General features: G+C 73.9%; 10 protein-coding genes. 4 read left to right on the top strand and 6 right to left on the bottom strand.

Translation table 11 applies throughout. The annotated features are described in order from the left end of the window. Window positions 1–23: 23 nt before the first annotated feature. A complete protein-coding gene (locus ACWCHM_RS18275; RefSeq protein ID WP_454219123.1) occupies window positions 24–16,031 on the top strand; it encodes an SDR family NAD(P)-dependent oxidoreductase in 16,008 nt (5,335 codons plus the stop codon). Between the two features lie 11 nt (window positions 16,032–16,042). Continuing rightward, entirely contained in the window at window positions 16,043–16,948 is a 906-nt protein-coding gene (locus tag ACWCHM_RS18270; protein WP_204957227.1) for a proline iminopeptidase-family hydrolase, read from the top strand. A 24-nt stretch (window positions 16,949–16,972) separates the two neighbouring features. Here the strand turns inward: ACWCHM_RS18270 and ACWCHM_RS18265 are convergent, their stop codons facing one another. Continuing rightward, a complete protein-coding gene (locus ACWCHM_RS18265) occupies window positions 16,973–17,437 on the bottom strand; it encodes a winged helix-turn-helix transcriptional regulator (RefSeq protein WP_204957228.1) in 465 nt (154 codons plus the stop codon). A 121-nt stretch (window positions 17,438–17,558) separates the two neighbouring features. On the opposite strand from ACWCHM_RS18265, the gene ACWCHM_RS18260 reads away from it, so the two are divergent. Further along, window positions 17,559–18,425 carry an aldo/keto reductase family oxidoreductase gene (locus ACWCHM_RS18260; RefSeq protein ID WP_421488951.1) on the top strand — a complete coding sequence of 289 codons (867 nt, stop codon included), beginning with the start codon at window positions 17,559–17,561 and terminating at the stop codon, window positions 18,423–18,425. Between the two features lie 64 nt (window positions 18,426–18,489). Here the strand turns inward: ACWCHM_RS18260 and ACWCHM_RS18255 are convergent, their stop codons facing one another. Beyond that, window positions 18,490–18,744 (bottom strand): phosphopantetheine-binding protein, encoded by a 255-nt coding sequence (locus ACWCHM_RS18255; protein ID WP_204957229.1) that lies wholly within the window; start codon window positions 18,742–18,744, stop codon window positions 18,490–18,492. 157 nt (window positions 18,745–18,901) lie between these two features. On the opposite strand from ACWCHM_RS18255, the gene ACWCHM_RS18250 reads away from it, so the two are divergent. Next, entirely contained in the window at window positions 18,902–20,497 is a 1,596-nt protein-coding gene (locus ACWCHM_RS18250) for a D-alanine--poly(phosphoribitol) ligase (protein ID WP_204957230.1), read from the top strand. Between the two features lie 129 nt (window positions 20,498–20,626). Here the strand turns inward: ACWCHM_RS18250 and ACWCHM_RS18245 are convergent, their stop codons facing one another. From ACWCHM_RS18245 to ACWCHM_RS18230, 4 genes are all read right to left on the bottom strand, one after another. Further along, window positions 20,627–22,171, bottom strand: coding sequence for an AMP-binding protein (locus ACWCHM_RS18245; protein WP_454219119.1), 1,545 nt, complete (start codon window positions 22,169–22,171; stop codon window positions 20,627–20,629). Window positions 22,172–22,196: 25 nt separating this feature from the next. Further along, on the bottom strand, window positions 22,197–23,126 hold the full coding sequence (locus ACWCHM_RS18240; RefSeq protein ID WP_204957232.1) for an ACP S-malonyltransferase: 930 nt from the start codon (window positions 23,124–23,126) through the stop codon (window positions 22,197–22,199). A 64-nt stretch (window positions 23,127–23,190) separates the two neighbouring features. Further along, on the bottom strand, window positions 23,191–24,447 hold the full coding sequence (locus tag ACWCHM_RS18235; protein WP_281899269.1) for a pyridoxal phosphate-dependent aminotransferase: 1,257 nt from the start codon (window positions 24,445–24,447) through the stop codon (window positions 23,191–23,193). 29 nt (window positions 24,448–24,476) lie between these two features. Continuing rightward, complete coding sequence (locus ACWCHM_RS18230; RefSeq protein WP_281899267.1) at window positions 24,477–25,823, bottom strand: KamA family radical SAM protein; 1,347 nt, start codon at window positions 25,821–25,823, stop codon at window positions 24,477–24,479. Window positions 25,824–26,086: the final 263 nt, after the last annotated feature.

The raw sequence follows: 26,086 nt of genomic DNA, 5'->3' as shown, positions 1-26,086 counted from the left end.
GCAACGAGTTTGGTGAGGTTCGGATGGCGAACGAAGAGAAGCTCCTCGAGTACCTGAAGCGGGTCACCGCCGATCTGCACCGCACCCGGGAGCGGCTGCGCGAGGTCGAGTCGCAGGAGCAGGACCCGATCGCGATCGTCGGCATGGCCTGCCGCTACCCGGGCGGGGTCAACTCGCCCGAGGACCTGTGGCGGCTGGTCGCCGACGGTGTCGACGCCATCGGCGAGTTTCCCACCGACCGGGGCTGGGACACCGCCGCCCTCTACGACGCCGACCCGGACGCCGCCGGCAGCAGCTACGTCCAACAGGGCGGGTTCGTCCACGACGCCGACGAGTTCGACGCCGAGTTCTTCGGCATCTCGCCCCGCGAGGCGTTGGCCATGGACCCGCAGCAGCGGCTGGTGCTGGAGACGAGCTGGGAGGCGTGCGAACGGGCCGGCATCAACCCCGACACGTTGCGCGGCGGCCCGGTCGGCGTCTTCGTCGGCTGCGGCGGCCAGGACTACTGGGACCGGCTCACCGTGCTGCCCGAGCCGGTCGAGGCGTACATGAGCACCGGCAGCTCCGGGGCGGTCATCTCCGGCCGGGTCGCGTACAGCCTCGGGTTGGAGGGGCCGGCCGTCACCGTCAACACCGCCTGCTCGTCGTCGCTGGTCGCGCTGCACCTCGCCGCGCACGCGCTGCGGCAACGGGAGTGCGGGTTGGCGCTGGCCGGCGGCGTCACCGTCATGTCGACGCCCGGCGCGTTCGTCGCGTTCAGCCGGCAGCGGGGGCTCGCCTCCGACGGCCGCTGCAAGCCGTTCTCCGACGACGCCGACGGCACCGGCTGGGGTGAGGGCGTCGGCATGCTGCTGCTGGAACGGCTCTCCGACGCCCAGCGCAACGGCCACCGGGTGCTCGCCGTCATCCGGGGTTCCGCGATCAACCAGGACGGCGCGTCCAACGGGCTCACCGCCCCCAACGGGGTGGCCCAGCAGCGGGTCATCCTCCAGGCGCTCGCCAACGCCGGCCTCACCTCCGGCGACGTCGACCTGATCGAGGCGCACGGCACCGGCACCACCCTCGGTGACCCGATCGAGGCGGAGGCGCTGATCGCCACGTACGGGCGGGACCGGCCGGCGGACCGGCCGCTCTGGCTCGGCTCGGTCAAGTCGAACATCGGCCACGCCCAGGCCGCCGCCGCCGTCAGCGGCGTGATCAAGATGGTGATGGCGCTGCACAACGGCGTCCTGCCCAAGAGCCTGCACGTGGGGGAGCCGTCCACCCACGTCGACTGGTCCGCCGGCACGGTGCAGCTGCTCACCGAGGCGCGGCAGTGGCCCGACCACGGCCAGCCGCGCCGGGGCGGGGTGTCGTCGTTCGGGGTGAGCGGCACCAACGGGCACGTGATCCTGGAGCAGGCTCCCCCCGTTGAGGTCGTCGAGTCGGCCGGGACCGCCGAGCCGCCGGTGGTGCTCTGGCCGCTGTCCGGCCGGTCGGCGGCGGCGCTCGCCGGGCAGGCCGCCCGGCTGCGGGAGTTCCTCACCGACGAACGGCCGGTCGACGTCGGGTTCTCGCTGGGCACCACCCGGGCCGCCGGCGCGTACCGGGGTGTGGTGCTCGGCGACGACGTGGCCGGTCTGGAGACCCTGGCCGCCGGCGGTGGTGTGTCGGGTCGGGTGACCTCCGGTCGCACGGCGGTGGTGTTCACCGGGCAGGGTGCGCAGCGGGTGGGGATGGGTCGTGAGTTGGCGGCGGCGTTCCCGGTGTTCGCGGCTGCGTTGGACGAGGTGTGTGCGGCGTTCGGGCCGTTGTTGGATGGTGATCTGCGGGAGGTGATGTTCACCGATCCGGATGGTGTGTTGGATCAGACGGGGTGGACGCAGCCGGCGTTGTTCGCGGTCGAGGTGGCCCTGTTCCGCCTGGCCGAGTCGTGGGGTCTCAAGCCCGACTTCGTGGCCGGTCACTCGATCGGTGAGTTGGCCGCCGCCCATGTGGCCGGTGTCTGGTCGTTGGAGGACGCGTGCCGGGTCGTTGCCGCGCGTGGGGGTCTGATGCAGGCGCTTCCGGCGGGTGGGGCGATGCTGGCCATCGCCGCCCCACTGGCCGAGCTGGATCTCGGCGACGTGGACGTGGCGGCGGTGAACGGTCCCCGGGCGGTGGTGGTGTCCGGGACCGAGGAACAGATCGCGGCGCTGGAAGGCTCCCTCGAGGTGAAGACCCGTCGGTTGCGGGTGTCGCATGCGTTCCACTCGCATCTGATGGACCCGATACTGGCCGAGTACGGGCGGGTCGTAGACGGCGTGACGGCGAGCCCGGCGGGTATCCCGCTGGTGTCGACCGCGACTGGTGATCTCGCCACCGATGCCGAGTTGGGTTCGGTCGGGTATTGGCAGGGTCAGGTGCGGGGGACCGTCCGGTTCGCCGACGCGGTGGCGGCTCTCGCGGCCCGTGGGGTGACCCGGTTCATCGAGATCGGGCCGGACAGTGTGCTCACCGCGATGGTCGCCAACTGCGTCGACGACGCGGTGACCGTCGCGTTGCAGCGGCGGGACCGGGAACAGGTCACCGCGTACGCCGCCGGGATGGCGCAGGCGTGGATCAGCGGCGTCGACCTCGACTGGGCGGCGGTCAACCCCGGCGGCCGGACCGTCGACCTGCCCACCTACGCCTTCCAGCACCAGCGGTTCTGGCTGGACGCCCCGGCCGACCCCGGTGACGCCACCGCGATGGGCCTGGACTCCGCCGACCATCCGCTGCTCGGCGCGGCCGTCACCCTCGCCAACGCCGACGGGGCCGTCCTCACCGGCCGGCTCTCCCTCGACCGGCACCCGTGGCTCGCCGACCACGCCGTCGGCGGCGCGGTGGTCTTCCCCGGCACCGGCTACGTCGACCTCGCCCTGCACGCCGGTGCGCAGGTAGGCGTCGAGACCGTCGACGAGTTGACCATCGAAGCCCCGCTGGTCCTGCCCGAACACGGCGGCGTCCAGCTCCAGGTCGTCGTCGGCCCCGCCGGCACCGACCACACCCGCACCCTCCAGGTTTACGCCCGCAGCGCCGACACCGACGCCCCGTGGACCCGGCACGCCAGCGGGGTGCTCGCCCCCGGGCCGCGTACCACCGGGACCGCGCTCACGCAGTGGCCGCCGGCCGACGCCGAAGTGGTGCCCATCGACGACCTCTACCAGCACCTGGCGGCCGGCGGCCTCGTCTACGGCCCGGTGTTCCGGGGCCTGCGCCGGGTCTGGCGGCGCGGCGACGAGTTCTTTGCCGAGGTCACCCTGCCGGAGGGGGTGGACGCCGACGGGTTCGGCCTGCACCCCGCCGTGCTCGACGCCGGCCTGCACGCCCTCGGCCTCGCCGACGGGGACACCTTCCGGGGTCTGCCGTTCGCCTGGACCGGCCTCACCCTGCACGCCACCGGCGCGGCCGGTGTCCGGGTCCGGCTCACCCCGGTCGGCTCCGGGGTCCGGATCGCGGTCGCCGACGCGGTCGGCGCACCCGTCGCCACCGTCGACTCGCTGGTGCTGCGCCCCGTCCAGGCGACCCGTCCGGGCGGGGTCGCCGACGCGCTGTTCGACCTGACCTGGCCGGAGATCGGTACCCTCACCGGCACGGTCGTCCCCGCCTGGGCCCACCATCCGGCCACCGGCACCGCGCCGGCCACCCCCGAGGTGGACCTGCTGGTGCTGACCGCCGGCAGCGCCGGGGATGCCGCCGGTCCGCAAGCAGTGCACGACGAGGTGAACCGGGTCCTCGGCCTGGTGCAGGAGTGGCTGGCCGGCCCCGACACCCACCGGCTCGTGGTGCTCACCCGGCGTGCCGTCGGCGGCGACGGGACCGACCTGACCGGGGCGGCCGTCTGGGGGCTGCTCCGCTCGGCGCAGGCCGAGAACCCCGACCGGCTGCTGCTGGTCGACACCGACCCGGACGCGGACGTGGCCGGGACGCTCGCGCTGGCCCTGGCCACCGGCGAGCCACAGGTACGGGTCCGCGACGGCGTGGTCTCGGTGCCCCGGCTCACCCGTCAGGTCGTCGAACCGTCCACCCCGGACGCCCCGCTCTACGGCAGCGGCACGGTGCTGGTCACCGGTGCGACAGGTGCCCTCGGCGCGGCCGTGGCCCGGCACCTGGTGACCACGCACGGGGTGACCCGGCTGCTGCTGGTGTCCCGCCGGGGTCCCGCCGCGCAGGGGGCCGACGACCTGGTCGCCGAGCTGACCGCGGCCGGCGCGCGGGTCGAGTTGGTCGCCTGCGACGTGGCTGACCGGGATGAGTTGACCGCCGTGTTGGCCGGTGTGTCGGACCTGTCGGCGGTGGTGCACACCGCAGGTGTGCTTGACGACGGTGTGGTGTCGTCGCTGTCCGCCGAGCGTTTGTCGGCGGTGCTGCGGCCCAAGGTGGATGCGGCGTGGTTGCTCGACGAGGCGACCCGGGGTCGGGAGCTGTCGGCGTTCGTGTTGTTCTCGTCGTTGTCCGGGGTGCTGGGTGCGCCGGGGCAGGGTAACTACGCGGCGGCGAACGCGTTCCTGGACGCGCTTGCCACCACCCGTCGGGCTGCCGGGTTGTCGGCGGTGTCGTTGGCGTGGGGGCTGTGGGGTGAGGGTTCGGCGATGACCGACCGGCTCGGCGACGCCGACCGGGAGCGGATGTCCCGGGGCGGGGTGCTGCCGCTGACCACCGCCGACGGGCTGGCCCTGCTCGACACCGCCGTGGCCAACCCGTACCCGACCGCGGTGCCGGCCCGGCTCGACCTGGCTGCCCTGCGTACCCTCGGCGAGGACCTGCCGTTGCCGTTCCACGGCCTGGTCCGCCCGGCCCGGCGGACGGCCGCCCGTGCCGCCGCAGGCGTCGCCACCGGGTGGGCGGCGGACCTCGCCGCGCTGTCCGCCGAGGAACGCGAACGCGCCGCGACCGCCCTGGTCCTCAGCCAGGTAGCGGCGGTGCTCGGGCACGCCTCCGCCGAACGCATCGACGCCGGCCGGGCGTTCCAGGAACTGGGCTTCGACTCGCTCACCGCCGTCGAGCTGCGCAACGGGCTCTCCGCCGCCACCGGCCTGCGGCTGCCCGCCACCCTGATCTTCGACTACCCGTCGCCGCGTGACCTGGCCCGGCACCTGCTCAGCGAGATCGCCGGCCCGGACGGCGTCGACGCCGTCCGGAAGGTCGCCACGACCGTCGCCGAGGACGAGCCGCTGGCGATCGTCGGGATGGCCTGCCGCTACCCCGGCGGCGTCACCTCGCCCGAGGACCTGTGGCGGCTGATCGCCGACGGCGCGGACGCCATCGACGGTTTCCCCACCGACCGGGGCTGGGACCTGGCCCGGCTCTACGACCCGACCAGCACCCGCCCCGACACCACGTACGTGGACAGGGGTGGTTTCCTCACCGACGCCGCCGAGTTCGACCCGGTCTTCTTCGGCATCTCCCCCCGCGAAGCGGTGATCATGGACCCGCAGCAGCGGTTGCTGCTGGAGGTGTCGTGGGAGGCGTTCGAGCGGGCCGGCATCGACCCGGGCACGCTGCGCGGCTCGTCCACCGGCGTGTTCGCCGGGGTCATGTACCACGACTACGTCTCCGGGCACAGCGCCGGCAGTGTCGTCACCGGTCGGGTGGCGTACACGCTCGGGCTGGAGGGGCCGGCGGTGTCGGTCGACACGGCGTGTTCGTCGTCGTTGGTGGCGATGCATCTGGCGGGTCAGGCGTTGCGGTCGGGTGAGTGTGATCTGGCGTTGGCCGGTGGGGTGACGGTGATGGCGACGCCGGAGACGTTCGTGGAGTTTTCGCGGCAGCGGGGGTTGGCGCCGGATGGTCGGTGCAAGCCGTTCGCGGCGGCGGCCGACGGGACGGGGTGGTCCGAGGGCGTCGGCGTGCTGGTGTTGGAGCGGTTGTCCGACGCGGTGCGCAACGGGCACCGGGTGCTGGGCGTGGTTCGCGGTTCGGCGGTGAACCAGGACGGCGCGTCGAACGGGCTGACCGCCCCGAACGGTCCCTCGCAGCAGCGGGTGATCCGGCAGGCCCTGGCGAATGCCGGGGTGTCGGCGGCTGAGGTGGACGTGGTGGAGGCGCACGGTACGGGTACCACGTTGGGTGATCCGATCGAGGCGCAGGCGATTCTGGCGACGTACGGTCGGGATCGGGAGCGGCCGTTGTGGTTGGGTTCGGTGAAGTCGAACCTGGGTCACACGCAGGCGGCGGCTGGTGTGGCGGGTGTGATGAAGATGGTGCTGGCGATGCGGCACGGGGTGGTGCCGCGTACGTTGCACGTGGACGCGCCGAGCCCGCACGTGGACTGGTCCGCCGGCGACGTACGGCTCGCCACCGACGAGGTGAGCTGGCCGGAGCTGGACCGGCCGCGTCGGGCGGCGGTGTCGTCGTTCGGCATCAGCGGCACCAACGCCCACCTGATCCTGGAACAGGCCCCCGAAACCGCGCCGCCCGCGCCGCCGGCCCCGACGCCGGTGCCGCTGTGGCCGGTCTCCGGCCGGTCGGCCAGCGGCCTCGCCGCCCAGGCTGCCCGTCTCGCCGACTTCCTCGCCGACGCCGACCTGGACCCCGCCGACGTGGCGTTGACCCTCGGCACCGGCCGGGCGGCCCTGGAGCACCGGGGGGTGGCCGTCGGTGACGGCGTCGCCGGTCTCCGCGCCCTCGCCGCCGGCCAGGGCGTGCACGGCCACCTGACCACCGGTCGTACGGCGGTGTTGTTCACCGGTCAGGGCGCGCAGCGCGTCGGTATGGGCCGTGACCTCGCGGCGGCGTACCCGGTGTTCGCGGCTGCCCTGGACGAGGTGTGTGCCGCGTTCGCGCCCCTGCTGGACGGTGATCTGCGGGAGGTGATGTTCGCCGACCCGGACGGTGTCCTGGACCAGACGGGGTGGACGCAGCCGGCTCTGTTCGCGGTCGAGGTGGCCCTGTTCCGCCTGGCCGAGTCCTGGGGGTTGAAGCCTGACTTCGTGGCCGGGCACTCCATCGGTGAGCTGGCCGCCGCCCACGTCGCCGGGGTGTGGTCCCTGGAGGACGCGTGCCGCGTGGTGGCGGCCCGTGGCGGCTTGATGCAGGCCCTTCCGGCTGGTGGGGCGATGCTGGCGATCGCCGCCCCGTTGGCCGAGTTGGACCTGGGCGACATCGACGTGGCGGCGGTGAACGGTCCCCGTGCGGTGGTGGTGTCGGGGACCGAGGAGCAGATCGCGGCGCTGGAAGCCTCCCTCGAGGTGAAGACCCGTCGGTTGCGGGTGTCGCACGCGTTCCACTCGCACCTGATGGACCCGATGCTCGCCGGGTACGGGCAGGTCGTCGAAGGGGTCACCGCCAACCCGGCGGGCATCCCGCTGGTGTCCACCGCGACCGGCGGCCTCGCCACCGACGACGAGTTGGGTTCGGTCGGATACTGGCAGGGCCAGGTGCGGGGCACGGTGCGGTTCGCCGACGCCGTCGCCGCCCTCGCCGCGCGGGGGGTGACCCGGTTCGTGGAGATCGGGCCGGACAGCGTCCTCACCACCATGGTCGCCGACAGCGTCGGCGACGCGGTGACCATCGCGTTGCAGCGGCGGGACCGGGAACAGGTCACCGCGTACACCACCGGGATGGCGCAGGCGTGGACCACCGGCGTCGACCTCGACTGGGCCGCCATCCACCCCGGCGCCCGGCAGGTCGACCTGCCCACCTACGCCTTCCAACGCCAGCACTACTGGCTCTACGACCCGGCCCTCGTCGGCGCCGGCCTGCTCGCCGCCACCCACCCGCTGCTCGACGCCACCGTGCCGCTGGCCAACACCGACGGCGTCGTCTTCACCGGCAGGTGGTCGCTGCACACCCACCCGTGGCTCGCCGACCACGCCGTCGGCGGGACCGTCGTGTTCCCCGGCACCGGCCTGGTCGAACTCGCCATCCACGCCGGCGACCAGGCCGGCGTCGGCCTGCTCGACGAACTGACCCTGCACGCGCCGCTCGTCGTCCCCGCCGCCGGCAGCGTCGAGGTGCAGGTCGCCGTGGAGCCGCCCGACCCGACCGGCCGTCGGGCCGTCCTGGTGCACTCCCGGGAACGCGACGACGTCCCGTGGACCCGGCACGCCACCGGCGTCCTCACCGCCGGGGACACCCCGGGTGTCGCGCTCACCGCGTGGCCCCCCGCCGACGCCGAGCCGCTGCCGCTGGTCGGCCTCTACGACGACCTCGCCACCGGCGGCCTCGACTACGGCCCGGTCTTCCAGGGCCTACGCCGCGCCTGGCGGGCCGGTGACGAACTCTTCGCCGAGGTCGACCTCCCCGACGGTACGGAAACCGACGGCTACGGCCTGCACCCGGCGCTGTTCGACGCCGGCCTGCACGTCCTCACCCGCGCCGACGGCGACACCCCCCGGGGGCTGCCGTTCGCCTGGTCGGGGGTGACGCTGCACGCCACCGGCGCGACCAGCCTGCGGGTCCGGCTCACCCCGGCCGGCAGCGGGGTCCGGATCGCCGTCGCCGACGCGGTCGGCGCACCCGTGGCCACCGTACGGTCGCTGGTGCTCCGCCCCGTGCAGGTCACCGCCGGCACCGGTGTCGCCGACGCGCTGTTCGGCCTGGACTGGCAGCCGGTCACCGTCATCCCGACCGCCACCACCTGGACCTGGCACCCCGACACCGTGGGGGCCACCCCGACCGACGGCGGCCCCACCGACGCGGTGGTGCTGCGGGCCGGCGGCACCGACGACGTGCACGCCGAGCTGCACCGGGTGCTGGCGGTCACCCAGCGCTGGCTGGCCGGGGACGACCCCGCGCCGCTGGTCGTCCTCACCCGCCACGCCGTCGGCGACGACGTGACCGACCTGGCCGGCGCGGCGGTCTGGGGGCTGCTGCGTTCCGCGCAGGCGGAGAACCCCGACCGCATCCTGCTCGTCGACGCCGACACCGACCGGCCCGACGACGCCCTGCCGGCGGCCCTGGCGGCCGGCGACCCGCAGGTGTCGATCCGCGACGGCGTCGTCCGGGTGCCCCGGATCGTCCGCCGGACGCTCCCGGCGACCCCGTCGGACGCCCCGCTCTACGGCACCGGCACGGTGCTGGTCACCGGTGCGACAGGTGCCCTCGGCGCGGCCGTGGCCCGGCACCTGGTGACGGCGCACGCCGTGCCGAGGCTGCTGCTGCTCTCCCGCAGCGGCCCGGCCGCCGCCGGTGCCGACGACCTCGTCGCCGAGCTGACTGCCGCTGGCGCGCGGGTGGACCTGGTCGCCTGCGACGTGGCCGACCGGGACCAGTTGACCGCCGTCCTGGCCGATGTGCCGGACCTGTCGGCCGTGGTGCACACCGCCGGTGTGCTCGACGACGGCGTGGTGTCGTCGCTGACCCCGGACCGGGTCTCGGCGGTGCTGCGGCCCAAGGTGGATGCGGCGTGGCTGCTCGACGAGGCGACCCGGGGTCGGGAGCTGTCGGCGTTCGTGTTGTTCTCGTCGTTGTCCGGGGTGCTGGGTGCGCCGGGGCAGGGCAACTATGCGGCGGCGAACGCGTTCCTGGACGCGCTCGCTGCCACCCGCCGCGCCGCCGGGCTGCCGGCGGTGTCGTTGGCGTGGGGGCTGTGGGGCGAGGGCTCGGCGATGACCGACCAACTCGCCGACGCCGACCGGGAGCGGATGTCCCGGGGCGGGGTGCTGCCGCTGACCACCACCGACGGGTTGGCCCTGCTCGACACCGCCGTCGCCGGCGGACCGGCCACCCTCGTCCCGGCCCGGCTCGACGTGCCGACACTGCGTACCCTCGGCGACCGGCTGCCCCCGGTGTTCCGCGCCCTGACCGGGCCGACCCGGCGCACGGCCACCGCCGCCAGCGCCGTCGACCGGGCGGGCGGCGACTGGCTGGCCGGCCTGCCGGAGCAGGAGCGGGCCGGTGCCGTCCGGCACCTGGTGCACACCCACGTCGCCGCCGTGCTCGGCCTCGCCGGCCCGGACGCGGTCGAGGCGGACCGCACCTTCCAGAGCCTCGGCTTCGACTCGCTCACCGCCGTCGAGCTGCGCAACGCGCTCTCCACGGCGGCCGGCCTGCGACTCCCGGCCACTCTGATCTTCGACTACCCGACGCCGGTGGCCCTCGCCGAGTTCCTGTACGGCGAGCTGAGCGGCGCGCTCGACGTACCGCAGGAACGGCGCAGCGCCACCACGGCGTTCGGTGACGAACCGGTGGCGATCGTCGGGATGGCCTGCCGCTACCCCGGCGGGGTGTCCTCCCCGGAGGACCTGTGGCGGCTCGTCGCCGACGGCGTCGACGCCATCGACGGCTTCCCCACCGACCGGGGCTGGGACCTGGCCCGGCTCTACGACCCGACCAGCACCCGCCCCGACACCAGCTACGCCGACCAGGGCGGCTTCCTGCCCGGCGCGGCCGGCTTCGACCCGGCGTTCTTCGGCATCTCGCCCCGCGAGGCCGTGCTGATGGACCCGCAGCAGCGGCAACTGTTGGAGGTCTCCTGGGAGGCGTTCGAGCGGGCCGGCATCGACCCCTCCTCGGTCCGCGGCTCCGCCACCGGTGTCTTCGCCGGCCTGATGTACCACGACTACGTGACCGGGCACAGCGCCGGCAGCGTCGTCTCCGGGCGGATCGCCTACACCCTCGGCCTCGAAGGCCCCGCCGTCACCGTAGACACGGCGTGTTCGTCGTCGTTGGTGGCGATGCACCTGGCGGGTCAGGCGTTGCGGTCGGGTGAGTGTGATCTGGCGTTGGCCGGTGGGGTGACGGTGATGGCGACGCCGGAGACGTTCGTGGAGTTCTCGCGGCAGCGGGGGTTGGCGCCGGATGGTCGGTGCAAGCCGTTCGCGGCGGCGGCCGACGGGACGGGCTGGTCCGAGGGCGTCGGCGTGCTGGTGCTCGAACGCCTCTCCGACGCCCGGCGGAACGGACACACCATCCTCGGTCTCGTCCGGGGCTCGGCGGTCAACCAGGACGGCGCGTCGAACGGCCTGACCGCCCCCAACGGGCCGGCGCAGCAGCGGGTGATCCGGCAGGCCCTCGCCAACGCCCGGGTGTCGGCCGCCGAGGTGGACGTGGTGGAGGCGCACGGTACGGGCACCACGTTGGGTGATCCGATCGAGGCGCAGGCGATTCTGGCGACGTACGGTCGGGACCGGGAGCAGCCGCTCTGGTTGGGTTCGGTGAAGTCGAACCTGGGTCACACGCAGGCGGCGGCGGGTGTCGCCGGGGTGATGAAGATGGTGCTGGCGATGCGGCACGGGGTGGTGCCCCGCACGTTGCACGTGGACGCGCCGAGCCCGCACGTGGACTGGTCCGCCGGCGACGTACGGCTCGCCACCGAGGCGGTCGACTGGCCCGCCAACGGCCACCCCCGTCGGGCGGCGGTGTCGTCGTTCGGCATCAGCGGCACCAACGCCCACGTCATCGTCGAGGAGTACCCGCAGCCCGTCGTGGCCCCCGAGCCGACGCCGGCACCGGCCGTGGTGCTCTGGCCGCTCGCCAGCCGCTCCACCACCGGCCTCACCGCCCAGGCCACCCGGCTGCGGGACTTCCTCACCGACGAACGGCCGGTCGACGTCGGGCATTCGCTGGCCGTCGGTCGGGCGGCGCTGGATCACCGGGCGGTGGCCGTCGGTGGTACGGCCGCCGACCTGGCCTCCTCCCTGGAGGCGCTGACCTCGGGTGCCGGCCTGTCGGGTCGGGTCACTGCGGGTCGTACGGCGGTGTTGTTCACCGGGCAGGGTGCGCAGCGGGTGGGGATGGGTCGTGAGTTGGCGGCGGCGTTCCCGGTGTTCGCGGCTGCGTTGGACGAGGTGTGTGCCGCGTTCGGGCCGTTGTTGGACGGTGATCTGCGGGAGGTGATGTTCACCGACCCGGACGGTGTTCTGGACCAGACCGGGTGGACGCAGCCGGCGTTGTTCGCGGTCGAGGTGGCGTTGTTCCGGCTCGCCGAATCCTGGGGGTTGAAGCCGGATTTCGTGGCCGGTCACTCGATCGGTGAGTTGGCTGCCGCGCACGTAGCCGGGGTGTGGTCGTTGGAGGACGCGTGTCGGGTGGTGGCAGCGCGTGGTGGTCTGATGCAGGCCCTTCCGGCGGGTGGGGCGATGCTGGCGATCGCCGCCCCGCTTGCCGAGCTGGACCTCGGTGACATCGACGTGGCGGCGGTGAACGGCCCCCGCGCGGTAGTGGTATCCGGCACGGAGGAGCAGATCGGCGCGCTGGAAGCCTCCCTGGAGGTGAAGACCCGTCGGCTGCGGGTGTCGCATGCGTTCCACTCGCACCTGATGGACCCGATGCTGGCCGAATACGGGCAGGTCGTCGACGGGGTGACCGCCAATCCGGCGGGCATTCCGCTGGTGTCGACCGCGACCGGTGACCTGGCCGGTGACGACGAACTCGGCTCGGTCGAATACTGGCAGGGCCAGGTGCGGGGCACCGTCCGGTTCGCCGACGCGGTCGCCGCCCTCGCCGCACGCGGAGTCACCCGGTTCATCGAGATCGGGCCGGACAGTGTGCTCACCGCGATGGTCGCCGACAGCCTCGACGACATGGTGACCATCGCGCTGCAACGCCGGGACCGGGAACAGGTCGAGGCGTACGCCACCGGGATGGCGCAGGCGTGGACCACCGGCGTCGACCTCGACTGGGCGGCGGTCAACCCCGGCGGCCGGACCGTCGACCTGCCCACCTACGCCTTCCAGCACCAGCACTACTGGATGCAGGACACCGGCGCGGACCGGGACGTCACCGCCGCCGGGCTGCTCGACGCCGGGCACCCGCTGCTGTCGGCCGTCACCACCCTGCCCGACACCGACGGGCTGATCGCCACCGGGCTGCTGTCCCGGCGTACCCACCCGTGGCTGGCCGAGCACGCGCTGGGCGACACGATCGTGCTGCCCGGCACCGGACTCGTCGAACTCGCCGTCCGGGCCGGGGACCAGGTCGGCTGTGGCCGGCTGGCCGAACTCACCCTCCAGGCGCCACTGGTCGTCCCCGACGACGACGGCGTCCAGGTGCAGGTGGCCGTCGGCGCGCCCGGCGAGGACGGCGGCCGGCCGGTCACCGTCTACTCCCGGCACCGGGACGTGCCGTGGACCCGGCACGCCACCGGCCTGCTTACCCCGGCCCCGGTAGACCCGCCGGCCGACCCGGCGACCGCCTGGCCGCCGGCCGCCGCCACCCCCGTCGACGTCGACGGGATCTACGAGCGGATGGCCGACGCCGGACTGGTCTACGGCCCGGTCTTCCAGGGCCTGCGGACCGCCTGGCGGCACGGCGACGAGGTGTACGCCGAGGTGGCGCTCCCCGCCGACGTGCTCGACGCCGACCGGTTCCACCTGCACCCCGCCCTGTTCGACGCGGCCCTGCACGCCGTCGGGCTGAGCCGGGGCGAGGGCCGGCCCGGCGTCCCGTTCTCCTGGACCGGGGTCACCGTCCACGCCACCGGGGCGGACGCGCTGCGGGTCACCGTCACCCCCGCCGGCCCCGACGAGGTCGCCCTCACCCTCACCGACCGCAGCGGCGCACCCGTCGCCCGGGTCGACTCGCTGGTGCTGCGGGAGATCGACACGTCCCAGCTCGCCGCAGCCCGCACCGGTCGGCAGGACCACCTCTACCGGGTCGACTGGACCCCGGTGCCGCTGCCCGCCACCCCGGCCACCGGCCGGTGGGCGCTGGTCGGCGTCGACGAGTTCAAGGTGGCCGCCGCGCTCGACACCGTCGGCCTGCTCGCCGAGACCCACCCCGACCTGACCGCCCTCACCGCCGCCCTGGACGCGGGCGGGGCCGCGCCGGACGTGGTGCTGGTCGCCAGCGTCCAGCCCGACTCGCGGGACCTCGCCGCCGGTGCCCGGCACACCACCGGTCAGCTGCTCACCCTGCTGCAGGGCTGGCTCGCCGACGAGCGGCTGGCGTCGTCCCGGCTGCTGGTGCTCAGCCACGGCGCGCAGGGCACCCGCGTCACCGAACCGGCCGCCGCGGCGGTCTGGGGTCTGGTCCGGTCCGCCCAGTCGGAGAATCCCGGCCGGATCGTCCTGGTCGACCTCGACGACCACGACGGGTCGGCCCAGGCGCTCCCGGCGGTGCTGGCCGGCGGCGAACCGCAGCTCGTCGTCCGCGAGGGCGTCGCCCACGCCGCCCGGCTGGTGCCCGCCACCGCGCCCGACGGCACCCCCGGCAGCGCCTTCACCGAGGGTGGGACCGTCCTGCTCACCGGGGCCGCCGGCACCCTCGGCGGGCTCGTCGCCCGGCACCTGGTCGACACGTACGGGGTGCGGCACCTGCTGCTGGCCAGCCGGCGCGGGCCGGACGCCCACGGAATGGCCGCGCTGTGCGACGACCTCACCGCCCGGGGAGCGGAGGTCACCGTGGCCGCCTGCGACCTGGCCGACCGGGACGCGGTCGCCGCGCTGCTCGCCGCAGTGCCCGCCGGGCACCCGCTGACCGGGGTGGTGCACGCCGCCGGGGTGCTCGACGACGGGATCATCCCGTCGCTGACCCGGGACCGTCTCGACGCGGTGCTGCGCCCCAAGGTCGACGCCGCAACCCACCTGCACGAGTTGACCCGCGACGCGGACCTCACCGCGTTCGTGCTGTTCTCCTCGGCGGCCGGCGTGCTCGGTGGCCCGGGGCAGGGCAACTACGCGGCGGCGAACGCCTTCCTCGACGCGCTGGCGGGCGCGCGGCGGGCCGCCGGGCTGCCCGCCCAGTCCCTGGCCTGGGGGCCGTGGGCCGGCGGCGGGATGGCCGACGACCTTGGCGGCACCGACCGGGCCCGGATGTCGCGGGGCGGGGTGCTGCCGATGTCCACCGGGGAGGGGCTGGCCCTGCTGGACGCGGCGCTGGCCCGTGCCGAGGCGGTGCTCGTCCCGGTCAAGGCCGACCTGGGCACCCCGGCGGGGGACGAGGTGCCGGCGATCCTGCGGGCCCTGGTCACCCCGACCCGGCGGGCCGCGTCGGCAACGAACCGGCCCGATCCGGCGGCGCTGCGGCGTACCCTCGGCGGGCTGGACGCCGACGGCCAGCAGGCGTTGCTGGCCGACCTGGTCCGCTCGCGCGCCGCGGCCGTGCTCGGCCACGGCGGTGCCGACGACCTCGACCCGGCGCTGCGCTTCGTCGAGCTGGGCTTCGACTCGCTCACCGCGATGGAGCTGCGCACCGCGCTCAACGAGGCGACCGGACTGCGACTGGCCACCGGGGTGGTCTTCGACCACGGCAGCGTCGACGAACTCGCCGCGCTGCTGCGCACCGAGCTGGCCGCGCCACCGGCCGAGGAGCGGGCCGGCACGCCCGACGCCGCCGCCGACACGATGAGCGCGCTGTTCCGCACCGCCGTCAAGAGCGGCCGGGTGCAGCAGGGCCTGTCCCTGCTGTACGCGGTGGCCGACATCCGGCCCACCTTCGACGGCCCGGCCGACCTGCCGCAGGTCCCCGCCCCGCGCCGGCTCGCCCGGGGCGACCAGGGGCCGGCGATCATCTGCTTCCCGTCGCCGATGGCGCTCGGCGGCGACCAGCAGTACGCCCGGTTCACCGCCGAGTTCGGCGGCACCCGGGACGTGTGGACCCTGCCGGTGCCCGGATTCGGCCGGGACGAGAGCCTGCCCGCCTCCGCCGACGCGGCGGTACGGGTCTTCGCCGAGATGGTCCGTCCGATCGCCGAGCAGGGGCCGTACGTGATCGTCGGATACTCCTCCGGCGGGTTGTTCGCCCACGCCACCGCCGGTGAGCTGGAGCGGCAGGGGCACGGCCCGGCCGGGGTGGTGCTGCTGGACACCTACCTCACCACCGGCAGCACCACGGCGACGTTCTTCACCCACATGCTCGACTCGCTGCTGGACCGGGAGGCCACCTTCGGCGAGTTCAGCAGCGCCCGGCTGTCGGCGATGGGCCGCTACGTCCGGCTGTTGCAGAGCTGCCCGGTGGAGGCGATCGACACGCCGGTGCTCTTCGTCCGGCCGCAGGAGTCCATCGTGGCCGGCGGGGACGACGACGGGTGGCGGGCCACCTGGGAGACCCCGCACACGCTCCGGGAGGTGCCCGGCGACCACTTCACCATGATGGAGGGGCAGGTCGCCACGACCGCCGGGGTGGTACGGGACTGGATCGCGCAGTGACGACACCGGGAGTGGACGACATGACACTGGCACCGACCGCGAAGGGCACCGTCGAGTTCGGTGACCACCGGACCTGGTACCGGGTGACGGGCGAGCTGCACGACGGCAAGCCGCCGCTGGTGGTGCTGCACGGCGGGCCCGGCAGCACCCACGACTACCTGCTGAACATGGCCGGGTTGAGCCGGTCCGGCTGGCCGGTGGTGCACTACGACCAGCTCGGCAACGGCGGCTCCACCCACCTGCGGGGCCGGGGCGCCGACTTCTGGACCGTCGAGCTGTTCCTCGCCGAACTCGACAACCTGCTGGACCGCCTCGGCATCGCCGAGGAGTACGTGCTGTTCGGGCAGTCCTGGGGCGGGGTGCTGGCGGCGGCCCACGCGGCCGACCGGCCGGCCGGGCTGCGCGGCCTGGTGATCGCCAACGCGCCCGCGTCGTACCCGCTGTGGCTGCCGGAGCTGGACGTGCTGCGGGCCGCGCTGCCCCCCGGGGTGGACGCGACGCTGCGCCGGCACGAGGCCGCCGGCACCACCGGCAGCCCGGCGTACACGGCCGCGATGATGGTGTTCTACCAGCGGCACGTGTGCCGGCGGAAGCCGTTGCCGCCGGAGCTGATGGCCACCTTCATGGAGATCAACGGCGATCCGACCGTCTACCACGCGATGAACGGGCCGAGCGAGTTCCACATCACCGGCACGCTGCGCGACTACTCGCTGCTCGACCGGCTGCCGCAGATCGACACCCCGACCCTGGTGATCAGCGGCGAGTACGACGAGGTCACCCCGGCGGCCGTGCGCCCCTTCCACGATCTCGTCCCCGGGGCCCGCTGGGAGATCATCGAGGGGGCCAGCCACCTGCCCCACCTGGAGACCCCGGAGCGGTTCACCGAGATCCTCACCCAGTTCCTCGACAAGCTCTGAGCCCCGACCGCCCCGGCGGCCCGCTCAGGCGGGGCGGGCCGCCGGGGCGGGGTGCCGGGCGTCGTAGGCCGCCCGGTGGGCGTGCACGTCGTCCAGGTGCGTTTCGGCCCACGTCTTGAGGGCACGCATCGTCTCGTGCAGCGAGAAGCCGAGGTCGGTCAGCTCGTAGGTGACCGTGACCGGCACGGTCGCCGTCGCGGTCCGGCTGACCAGGCCGTCGCGTTCCAGGGTGCGCAGCGTCTGGGTGAGCATCTTCTGGCTGACCCCGGCGAGCAGGCGGGACAGCTCCGAGTAGCGCATCGGTCGGGGGGTGCCGGCGCAGTCCGCGCCGAAGGGGTGCGACCCGTCGGTACGCAGCGCGGCCAGCACCAGCGCGACCCACTTGTCGGAGATCCGGGCGAGCAGTTCCCGACTGGGACACTGTGCCACGAACGCGTCGTACGCCACCGCCGTCTCCGCGCGGCGCTCGGCCGCCGTCCTCGTCGTCATGGCCGTTCCTCCCACAGTCGGTGTGCTACGCACTTTCAGGTGCCTACTTCCCATCAGAAACCTACCTCACCGATAGTGGTCCGGTACCAGCCCGTTCACCAAGAAAGGCCGAGGTAACCGCATGCTCACCCGTACTCTGCCCGGCGGCACCTGGACGCTGGGCGACCTGACCGTCAGCCGGTTCGGCTACGGCGCCATGCAGCTCGCCGGCCCCGGGGTGATGGGACCGCCCGCCGACCCGGACGCCGCCCTGGCCGTCCTGCGGGAGGTCGTCGCCCTCGGCATCACGCACATCGACACCAGCGACGCCTACGGGCCGCACGTCACCAACCGGCTGATCCGCGAGGCCCTGCACCCGTACCCCGAAGGGCTGCACCTGGTGACCAAGGTCGGCGCGACCCGGGACCCGCAGGGCGGCTGGCCCATCGCGCGGGAGCCGGAGCAACTGCGCCGGGCCGTCGAGGAGAACCTGGAAAACCTCGGCGTCGAGGCCCTGGACCTGGTCAACCTCCGACTCGGCGACGCCATGGGCCCCGCGGCCGGCTCCCTCGCCGAGCCGTTCGAGACGCTCCTCGCGCTCCAGCAGGAGGGCCTGATCCGGCACCTGGGACTGAGCAACGTGACGCCGGAACAGGTCGCCGAGGCGCAGTCGATCGCCCCGATCGTCTGCGTGCAGAACCTCTACAACCTGGCGTACCGCCACGACGACGCGCTGATCGACAGGCTCGCCGGGCAGGGGGTGGCCTACGTGCCGTACTTCCCGCTGGGTGGCTTCAGCCCGTTGCAGTCCGCGGCGCTGTCGGCCGTGGCCGCCCGCCGGGACGCCACGCCGATGGCCGTCGCGCTGGCCTGGCTGTTGCAGCGCTCACCCAACATCCTGCTCATCCCCGGCACCTCGTCGGTGGCGCACCTGCGGGAGAACGTCGCCGGGGCGGCGCTGACCCTCACCGCCGAGGACCTCGCCGACCTGGAGGCGATCGGCCGCTGACCGGCAACCACGAACAGTGCCCGTGACCGGTCCGGTCACGGGCACTGTTCGGGACGCGTGCCGCTCACACCGCAGCGGGCGCGCCCCGCATGTCGGTCAGCACGCGCCACAGCGTCTGCGGGGTGGCGAACGTCTCCATCGACATCGCCTCGTCGACGAAGCGCACGTCGTACTCGCTCTCCAGGGTGGCCAGCAGTTCGACCATGGCGAGGGAGTCCAGGCCGGAGTCGCGCAGGCTGGTGCCGGCCAGCAGCGTCTCCTCGGGGTCGAGGAAGGGCAGGTGCTGGCGCAGGATGGCCTCGAACCGTTGATCCCACATGTCCGCGATTCCTTCCGGTGCAGGGTGAACAGACGCTAACAACGCCCGTGGGCGCTGACGACCCGACAATTCCCCGGCCCTCGGCCGACCCGGGTAAGGGGTCGTTAGGGGGGTCGATGCGGGTGGGGGCCGGCGGGGCCGCCGATACGCTCCGGCCATGAGTCGAGAGAACTTCGCGCGCACGCATGCCTCCGTGGAGACGCTGCACGAGTTCCTGTTGGCGGGCGCCCGGCTGACGCCCGACAAGCCGGCCGTCATCCAGGCCGTCGGCGGCGAGGTCGGCTCCATCTCGTACCGTCAGCTCGCCCAGCGGGTCGACGGCTACGCCGCTGCCCTCGACGAACTCGGCCTGGACATCGGCGACCGGGTGATCCTGGAGTCGGACACCTCGCCGACCGCCATCGCGGTCTTCCTGGCCTGCTCCTCGCTGGGCCTGACGTTCATTCCGGTCAGCCCGGAGACCCCGGCCCAGCGGCTCGCGCTGATCGCCGAGAGCACCGCCGCCGCGCTGCACCTGCAACCCGTCGACGGCCGCCGCGAGGGTGTGCCCGCGCCGCTGGGCACCGCCCGGTTCGGCCCGGACGGCATCCAGGTCGAGCGGACGCCCGCGCCGCGCACCCGGCACCGCCGGGAACTGGTGCCCACCGACCCGGCCTACATGATCTTCACGTCCGGCACCACCGGCCGGCCCAAGGGCGTGGTGATGAGCCACCGGGGCGTGCTCGCCTTCTTCCGGGGGATGCTGCGGCACGGCATCGTCTCCGCCGAGGACCGGGTCGCCACCACCTCGCCGTTGCAGTTCGACTTCTCGCTGCTCGACATCGGCCTGGCGCTGGGCAGCGGCGCGGCCGTGGTGCCGGTGCCCCGGTCGCTGCTGCGCTGGCCGCGCCGTTTCGTGCAGTTCCTCGCCGACAGCGGCGCCACCCAGGTCAACGGCGTGCCGTCGATCTGGCGGGGGGTGCTGCGGCACGAGTTCGCCGGGTTGGCCGCGCTCGGCGAGCAGATCCGCGGGGTGCTCTACTCGGGCGAGAACTTCCCCCTGCCCGAGATGCGGGAGCTGCAACGCGCCCTGCCGCACGCCCGGGTGGTCAACTGCTTCGGCAGCAGCGAGTCCATCGCCGCGTCCTTCACCGACGTGCCCAACCCGCTGCCCGAGGACGTCGACCGGATCTCCATCGGCCACGCCCACCCAGGCGCGGAGATGCTGCTGATCGACGAGGACGGCCGGCCGGTCGACGAGCCGGGTGTCGTCGGGCAGATCCACCTGCGCAGCGCCGCCCTGTTCCACGGCTACTGGAACGACCCGGAGGCCACCGCCGCCGCGCTGGTCCCCGACCCGCTCAACCCGGCCACCGGGCAGGTGGTCTTCCGCACCGGCGACCTGGCCTACCGGGGCGAGGGTGGGGAGCTGTACTTCACCGGCCGGGCCGACTCCCTGGTCAAGATCCGGGGCAACCGGGTCGAGCTGGGTGAGGTGGAGCGCCGGGTCCGCGAGTTCCCGGGCATCGCCGGCGCCGCCGCGCTGATGCTGCCGCAGGAGGGCAAGGACCCGGTGCTGGCCGCGTTCGTGGTGCTCGACGAGGGCGTCACCGGTGTGGAGGAGATGGAACTGGGCGCGTTCTGCCTGGAGGCGCTGCCCGACTACATGGTGCCGCAGCAGGTCCGGGTGATCGACGAACTGCCGGTCAACGCCAACGGCAAGATCGACCGCCGGGCCCTCGCCGAGCGCGCCGGACAGCCCGCGCAGCGCTGACCCGGCCCCCGACGGCCCCTGGCCGGTCCCTTCAGGAGGGGGACCGGCCAGGGGTTTTCTCCTGCCGGCACCCGGGGGTGGACGGCACGATGCCCGGCCCGGAGTGCTCCGGGCCGGGCATCGACAGGGTCAGTTCCCGGCGGCCTCGCGGGCCAGCCGGGCGCGGTCGACCTTGCGGTTGGAGTTCAACGGGAACTCCGGCACGTGCCGGTACGACCGCGGCAGCATCCCCTTGGGCAGGATCTGCCGCAACTGCCGGGACAGCTCCGCCGGGGCGGTCGGCGCACCCGTGTAGAAGACCACCAGTTCGGTGCCGCCGGCCCCGGTACGGGCCACGGTCACCGCGTCCTCGATGCCGGGGCAGCCCCGCAGGGCGTGCTCGATCTCGGCCAGCTCCACCCGCCAGCCGTGCACCTGCACCTGCGAGTCGAGCCGACCCAGGTAGATCAGCTCCTTGTTCTCCAACCGCCGGACCCGGTCCCCGGTGCGGTACCAGCGCCGGCCGTCGCGCAGCAGGAACCGGCCCTCGTCGTCGGCCGGGTCGAGGTAGCCGGGGGTGAGCTGCGGGCCGGTGATGCACAGCTCCCCCTCCACCTCGCTGGCCGTGCCGTCGGCGTCGAGCAGCACCCCGTCGTGCCCGTCGTGCAGCGTCCCGATCGGGACCAGCCCGTTGACGCACAGCCCCGGCGAGGTCTGCGGCGACCAGCGGTGCCCGGTGATGGTCACGGTCAGCTCGGTCGGGCCGTAGATGTTCTCCAGCGTCGACCCGGAGGCCGATGCCTGCCAGTCCACCGCGTCCGCCGCGTGCAGCGCCTCCCCGGCGAAGAAGCTCCACCGCAGCGACGGCATCGCCGCCACCGCCAGCCGGCCGGTCCGCCGGACCAGGGTGATCGCGCTCGGGGTGGAGAACCACACCGTCAGGCCCCGCTCGGCGACGAACGCCGGCACGTCGCGGTAGGCCGCCGGCGGCACCGGGTGCACGCTCGCCCCCGCACCCCAGGCGCAGAACAGGTCGAACATCGCGCAGTCGAAGTTCAGGTCGAACGACTGGGAGAACCGGTCGTCCGGACCAAAGTCGTATCGGTCGTCCAGCACCGAGAAGTAGTGCCGCAGGTTCCCGTGGGTGATCGGCACCCCCTTGGGCCGCCCCGTCGACCCCGAGGTGAACAGCACGTAGGCGACGTCGTCCGGGCCGGCGGCGCGGGGCGTGGCCAGCGGCGTCGCCCCCACCACCGGCAGCCGCAGCCCGCTGCCGCTGCCGCGCGGGTCCACCACCGGCGCGAACACCGGCACCCCGGCCACCGCGTCGCCCAGCTCGGCCCGGACCGCCAGCCCGGCCTCGTCGAGCAGCAGGGTGGACACCCCGCACGCGGTGAGCATCCCCGCCGTCCGGGCCGCCGGGAACTCCGGGTGCAGCGGTACGGCGGTCGCGCCGACGTACAGGGTGGCCAGCAGCCCGGCGTACGACTCCAGGGTCTTGCCGGCCAGGATGCCGACCACCCGGGGCGGCCCGTCCGGGCCGGCGGCCAACGCCCCCGCCCAGCGCAACGCGGTGGCGTGCAGCTCCTCGTAGCTGACCGGCCCGGACGGCAGATGCAGGGCGGTGGCCCGGGGCGCCGCGGCCAACCCCTGGAGGAACCGGCCGTGCAGGGCGTAGTCGGTGTGCTGGGTCATCTCGTCCTCCGTGCTCTGCCGACCGTCAGGCGGCAACGCTGCGGCGGATCGGCCGCAGCGCCCGCCGGGGGTCCACGATGGTGGTCCGGAAGTTGCGGACGGTCGCGCCGACCCGGCCCCACAACCGGTCCGGTCCGCAGACGTGCACCGTCTGCACCCCGGACCGCTGGAACGTGGCGACCACCTCCGGCCAGCGCACCGGGGTGACGATCCCGTCGAGCAGCATCGTCCGTACGCCGTCGGCGGTGGTGCGTACGGTGCCGTCCTGGTCGGCGACGACCGGGATCTGCGGGTCGGTGAAGTGCAGCGACCCGAACAGCTCCGCCTCCACCCGGTCGCGCAACGGTCCGAACGCGGCGGCGTGCAGCGGCGGGTCCATCACGTACAGCGGCAACCCACCGCCGGCCCGCAGCCGCTGCGCCAGCCAGTCGGTGCGCCCCTCGTGCAGGGTCACCATCCAGAAGTCGGTATCCACGTAGCAGGAGATCTCGTACCACTCGCCGGCCTCGTCCAGCTCGGCCAGGATCTCCCGCAGCCGCTCGGCCGGGGTACGGACGAACGACATCGTCACCACGCCCCGCTGCTCGGCGGTGAAGTACTCCGTCTCGATCCGGGACAGCCGCGCCGTCATCCGGACCGCCTCGGCGAAGTCCAGCGCGCCGCTGAACACGGCGGCGGCCTTGCCCCCGAAGCTGGGCCCGGCGATCAGGTCCGGCCGCAGGTCCATGGTCCGTTCCGCCCACCGGGCCAGCGCCACGCAGTTGACCAGGAAGGCCACCTGGGCGTACTCGGAGTAGTCGCTGTCGCTGTCGCGGTACCTGGCGAACAGGTCGTAGTCCAGGGCGTCGCTGGCGGTGGCGAGCAGCTCGCGGGCGTCCCGGTCGATGAGCATGAACTTCGCGACGTCGGCGAAGTCGCACGGACCCATCCCGGGGAAGACGATGGCGCTGGTCATCTGGGGCGTCCTTGTCGTCGGGGCAGACCGGCACCGGCGCGGTCGGCGGGGGAGTCGGTGCGGGTCACCGGGGAAGCTTGGCCAGGGCCTGCTCGATGCGGACCAACGCGTCGGCGACGTGCGGCACCGTCAGCGGGTCGGCGGCGGTCTGCGTCTGCCGCTGCTGCTCCCGGGTCTCGCCGTAGAGCATGCTGGTGGCGGCCCGGAACCGCAGCGCCTCCGGCCGGTCGCCGAAGTGGTGGCCGGAGAGCACCGCTATGCCCAGCTCCTCCAGCAGGTAGCGCTGCAACCCTGCGCCGTCGGTGATGCCCTGCTCGGCCAGCGGCTCGCGCAGCGGCGCGAAGTCCGGGTAGACGTAGAACGCGCCGGTCGGCGGCCGGCAGGTGGCACCCGCCTCCACCATGATCCGGTGCACGGCGCCGGCCACCGCGCCGTGCAGCGCGGCGTCCTCGACGAGCCGCTCGCGGATCTCCGGCGGCTCGGCGAAGGCGTACCGGGCGACCGACTGCATCGGCCCGGCCAGGGTGGACCAGATCTCGCTGGCGACCGAGGCCACGTCGGCCCGGAGGCGTTCACCCCATCCACCGGCGGGGAACCGGGCCGCGCCGATCCGCCAGCCGCCGAGCGCCAGGTTCTTGCTGAGCCCGGTGAGCACCACGGTCCGCCGGGGGGCGACCTCGGCGGGGGAGAGCAGGTCCGTGCCCGGGGTGTGCAGGATGTCCCGGTAGATCTCGTCCGAGACGATCAGCAGGTCCTCCTCCTCGGCGATCGCGCACAGCTCGCGGACCAGGTCGTCCGGGGCGTGCGTGCCGGTCGGGTTGTCCGGCGAGGTGAGCACCAGAAGGCGCGGGTCGTGACCCAGCACCCGGGCGGCGCGGATCGTCTCCCGCAGCGCCGCCGGGTCGGGCACCCCGCCGCACGACTCGGGGACCGGCACCCCCAGCGCGGTCTTGCCGGCCAGCCGGGCCTGCGGGGCGTAGGTGACCCAGCTCGGCGCGGCGAGCAGGGTGTCCCCGCCGACGACCAGTTGCAGGGCCATCAGCAGCGGCTTGCTGCCCGGCGCGATGATCACCTGGTCGGCCTCGGTGGGCAGCCGGCGACGGGAGAAGTACCCGGCCACCGCGTCCCGGGTGGCGGCGTCGCCGACCACCGGCCCGTAGGCGTTACGGTCGCCGCCTTCGGTCAGTGCCCGCAGCAGCGGCGGGAACACCGGCAGGCGGGACTCGCCGAAGCCCAGGTGCACGATGGACTCGCCGGCGGCGATGCGCTGTGCGACCAACTGGTCGAGTGCGAGGTTGGGCGAGATCTTCCGGCCGGCCATCGCCAGCTCCCTTCGGGTCGGTGGGTGGTTCAGGCGGTGACGGCCGCGCCGGGGCGGGCCGCGCTGGGGCTGACCGCGGCGAGGATGTCCGCCGGGGCGCTCGGGTCGATCTCCAGGTCGCTCAGCCAGGCCGCGTCGGCCGACCAACGGGCCCGGAACGGCCTGCCGACCAGCCGCCGGTCGCGAGCCTGGATCAGCCGGAGCTGGAAGAAGTCGCCGTCCGGGGTCCGCTCGACGCCGTCGACCAGGACCTTGCCGGGGGTGGCCGACATGACCGGTCCGCGCACCGTCCGGGCCAGGCCGGGCAGGTCCTGGTACGCGGTACGGAAGATGTCGGCGGCCCGGGTGAGCGGCACCTGGAAGTAGTCCCGGGGACCGGTGTCCCGCTCGACGAACATGTAGTAGGGCACCGCGCCGACAGCCAGCTCCGCCCGCCACATCTCGCTCCAGGCGCGGGCGTCGTCGTTGACGTAGCGGATCAGCGGGGCCTGGCAGTAGACCACCGCCCCGGTCGACCTGATCCGGGCGATGGCCCGGCCGGCGACCTCGGTGGCCAGCTCCCGGGGGTGGCTGAAGTGCGCCATCACCGCGACACTGCGCCCCGACGCGACCACCTGCTCGAACAGCCGCAGCAGGTCGTCGGCGTCGCTGTCGGAGACGAACCGGTACGGCCAGTAGGCGACCGCCTTGGTGCCGAACCGGATGGTGCGCACCGTGTCGACGGCCAGCAGCGGCTCCACGTGGCTGCGCAGCCGCTCCGTCGACATGATCATCGGGTCGCCCCCGGTGACCAGCACGTCGGTCACCGCCGGGTGCCGGTGCAGGTAGCTCACCAACTGCTCCGGGCCGGGTGCGGCGAACCGCAGGTCGGCGTCCCCGACGAACTGTGCCCACCGGAAGCAGTAGGTGCAGTACGCGTGGCAGGTCTGCCCCTGCTGCGGGAAGTACAGCACCGTCTCCCGGTACTTGTGCTGCATGCCCGGCAACTCCTGGCCGTCCAGGCTGGGCACGTTGTGCTGCTGCTGCCCGGACGGGTGCGGGTTGAGCCCCGCGCGGATCCGGGCCACCTCGCCGCGCAGCCCCTTACGGTCACCGGCGCGCAGCAGGTCGCCGACGATCCGCTCGTCGGCGGCGGCGAGCATGCCGCGCTGCGGGAACACCAGCCGGAAGATCGGGTCGTCCGGGATACGGTCCCAGTCGATCAGGTGCGACAGGACGTACTCGTTGACCCGGAACGGCAGCACCTGGGAAATGGTGCGGACCGCGTGCAGATTGTCGGCCGACAATCCGTACCGGGCGCCCAGCTCATCGATGTGGTGCGGCCCGAAGGAGTGGAACCGCCCCGGATCGGCGGTCGTGGAAACGAGCAGGGACATCAACCATCCTCCATGGGGGGTTGCGCCCACCGACGTGGCGTGACTCAATCACCGGTGCGCGCCCGCGAGAATCGCTCGACGGTCAACAGCGCGTTGCCTCGCCCACACGCTAGTGGCGGCCCGTCCGCCCGGACCCCTAGCGGAACCCCAGAGCCGCCCCTTAGCGCAGTCGGTAGGGGGAGGCTAGGGGCGTCGCGGGGGTGTAGGTGGATTTCCTTTCCTGATTACGTATCCCTCGCCTGGTCCGGCCGGCGCCCGGCGTG

The organism is Micromonospora sp. SCSIO 07396 (genome assembly GCF_053667945.1).
Note: the sequence above shows the minus strand (reverse complement) of the source record. Positions and strands in the feature narration are given on the sequence as shown.

Coding starts and splice junctions, on each gene's coding strand:
- ACWCHM_RS18240 (WP_204957232.1), bottom strand. CDS start 23,126: ATGACCAGCGCCATCGTCTTCCCCGGGATGGGTCCGTGCGACTTCGCC.
- ACWCHM_RS18235 (WP_281899269.1), bottom strand. CDS start 24,447: ATGGCCGGCCGGAAGATCTCGCCCAACCTCGCACTCGACCAGTTGGTC.
- ACWCHM_RS18265 (WP_204957228.1), bottom strand. CDS start 17,437: ATGACGACGAGGACGGCGGCCGAGCGCCGCGCGGAGACGGCGGTGGCG.
- ACWCHM_RS18230 (WP_281899267.1), bottom strand. CDS start 25,823: ATGTCCCTGCTCGTTTCCACGACCGCCGATCCGGGGCGGTTCCACTCC.
- ACWCHM_RS18275 (WP_454219123.1), top strand. CDS start 24: ATGGCGAACGAAGAGAAGCTCCTCGAGTACCTGAAGCGGGTCACCGCC.
- ACWCHM_RS18250 (WP_204957230.1), top strand. CDS start 18,902: ATGAGTCGAGAGAACTTCGCGCGCACGCATGCCTCCGTGGAGACGCTG.
- ACWCHM_RS18255 (WP_204957229.1), bottom strand. CDS start 18,744: ATGTGGGATCAACGGTTCGAGGCCATCCTGCGCCAGCACCTGCCCTTC.
- ACWCHM_RS18260 (WP_421488951.1), top strand. CDS start 17,559: ATGCTCACCCGTACTCTGCCCGGCGGCACCTGGACGCTGGGCGACCTG.
- ACWCHM_RS18245 (WP_454219119.1), bottom strand. CDS start 22,171: ATGACCCAGCACACCGACTACGCCCTGCACGGCCGGTTCCTCCAGGGG.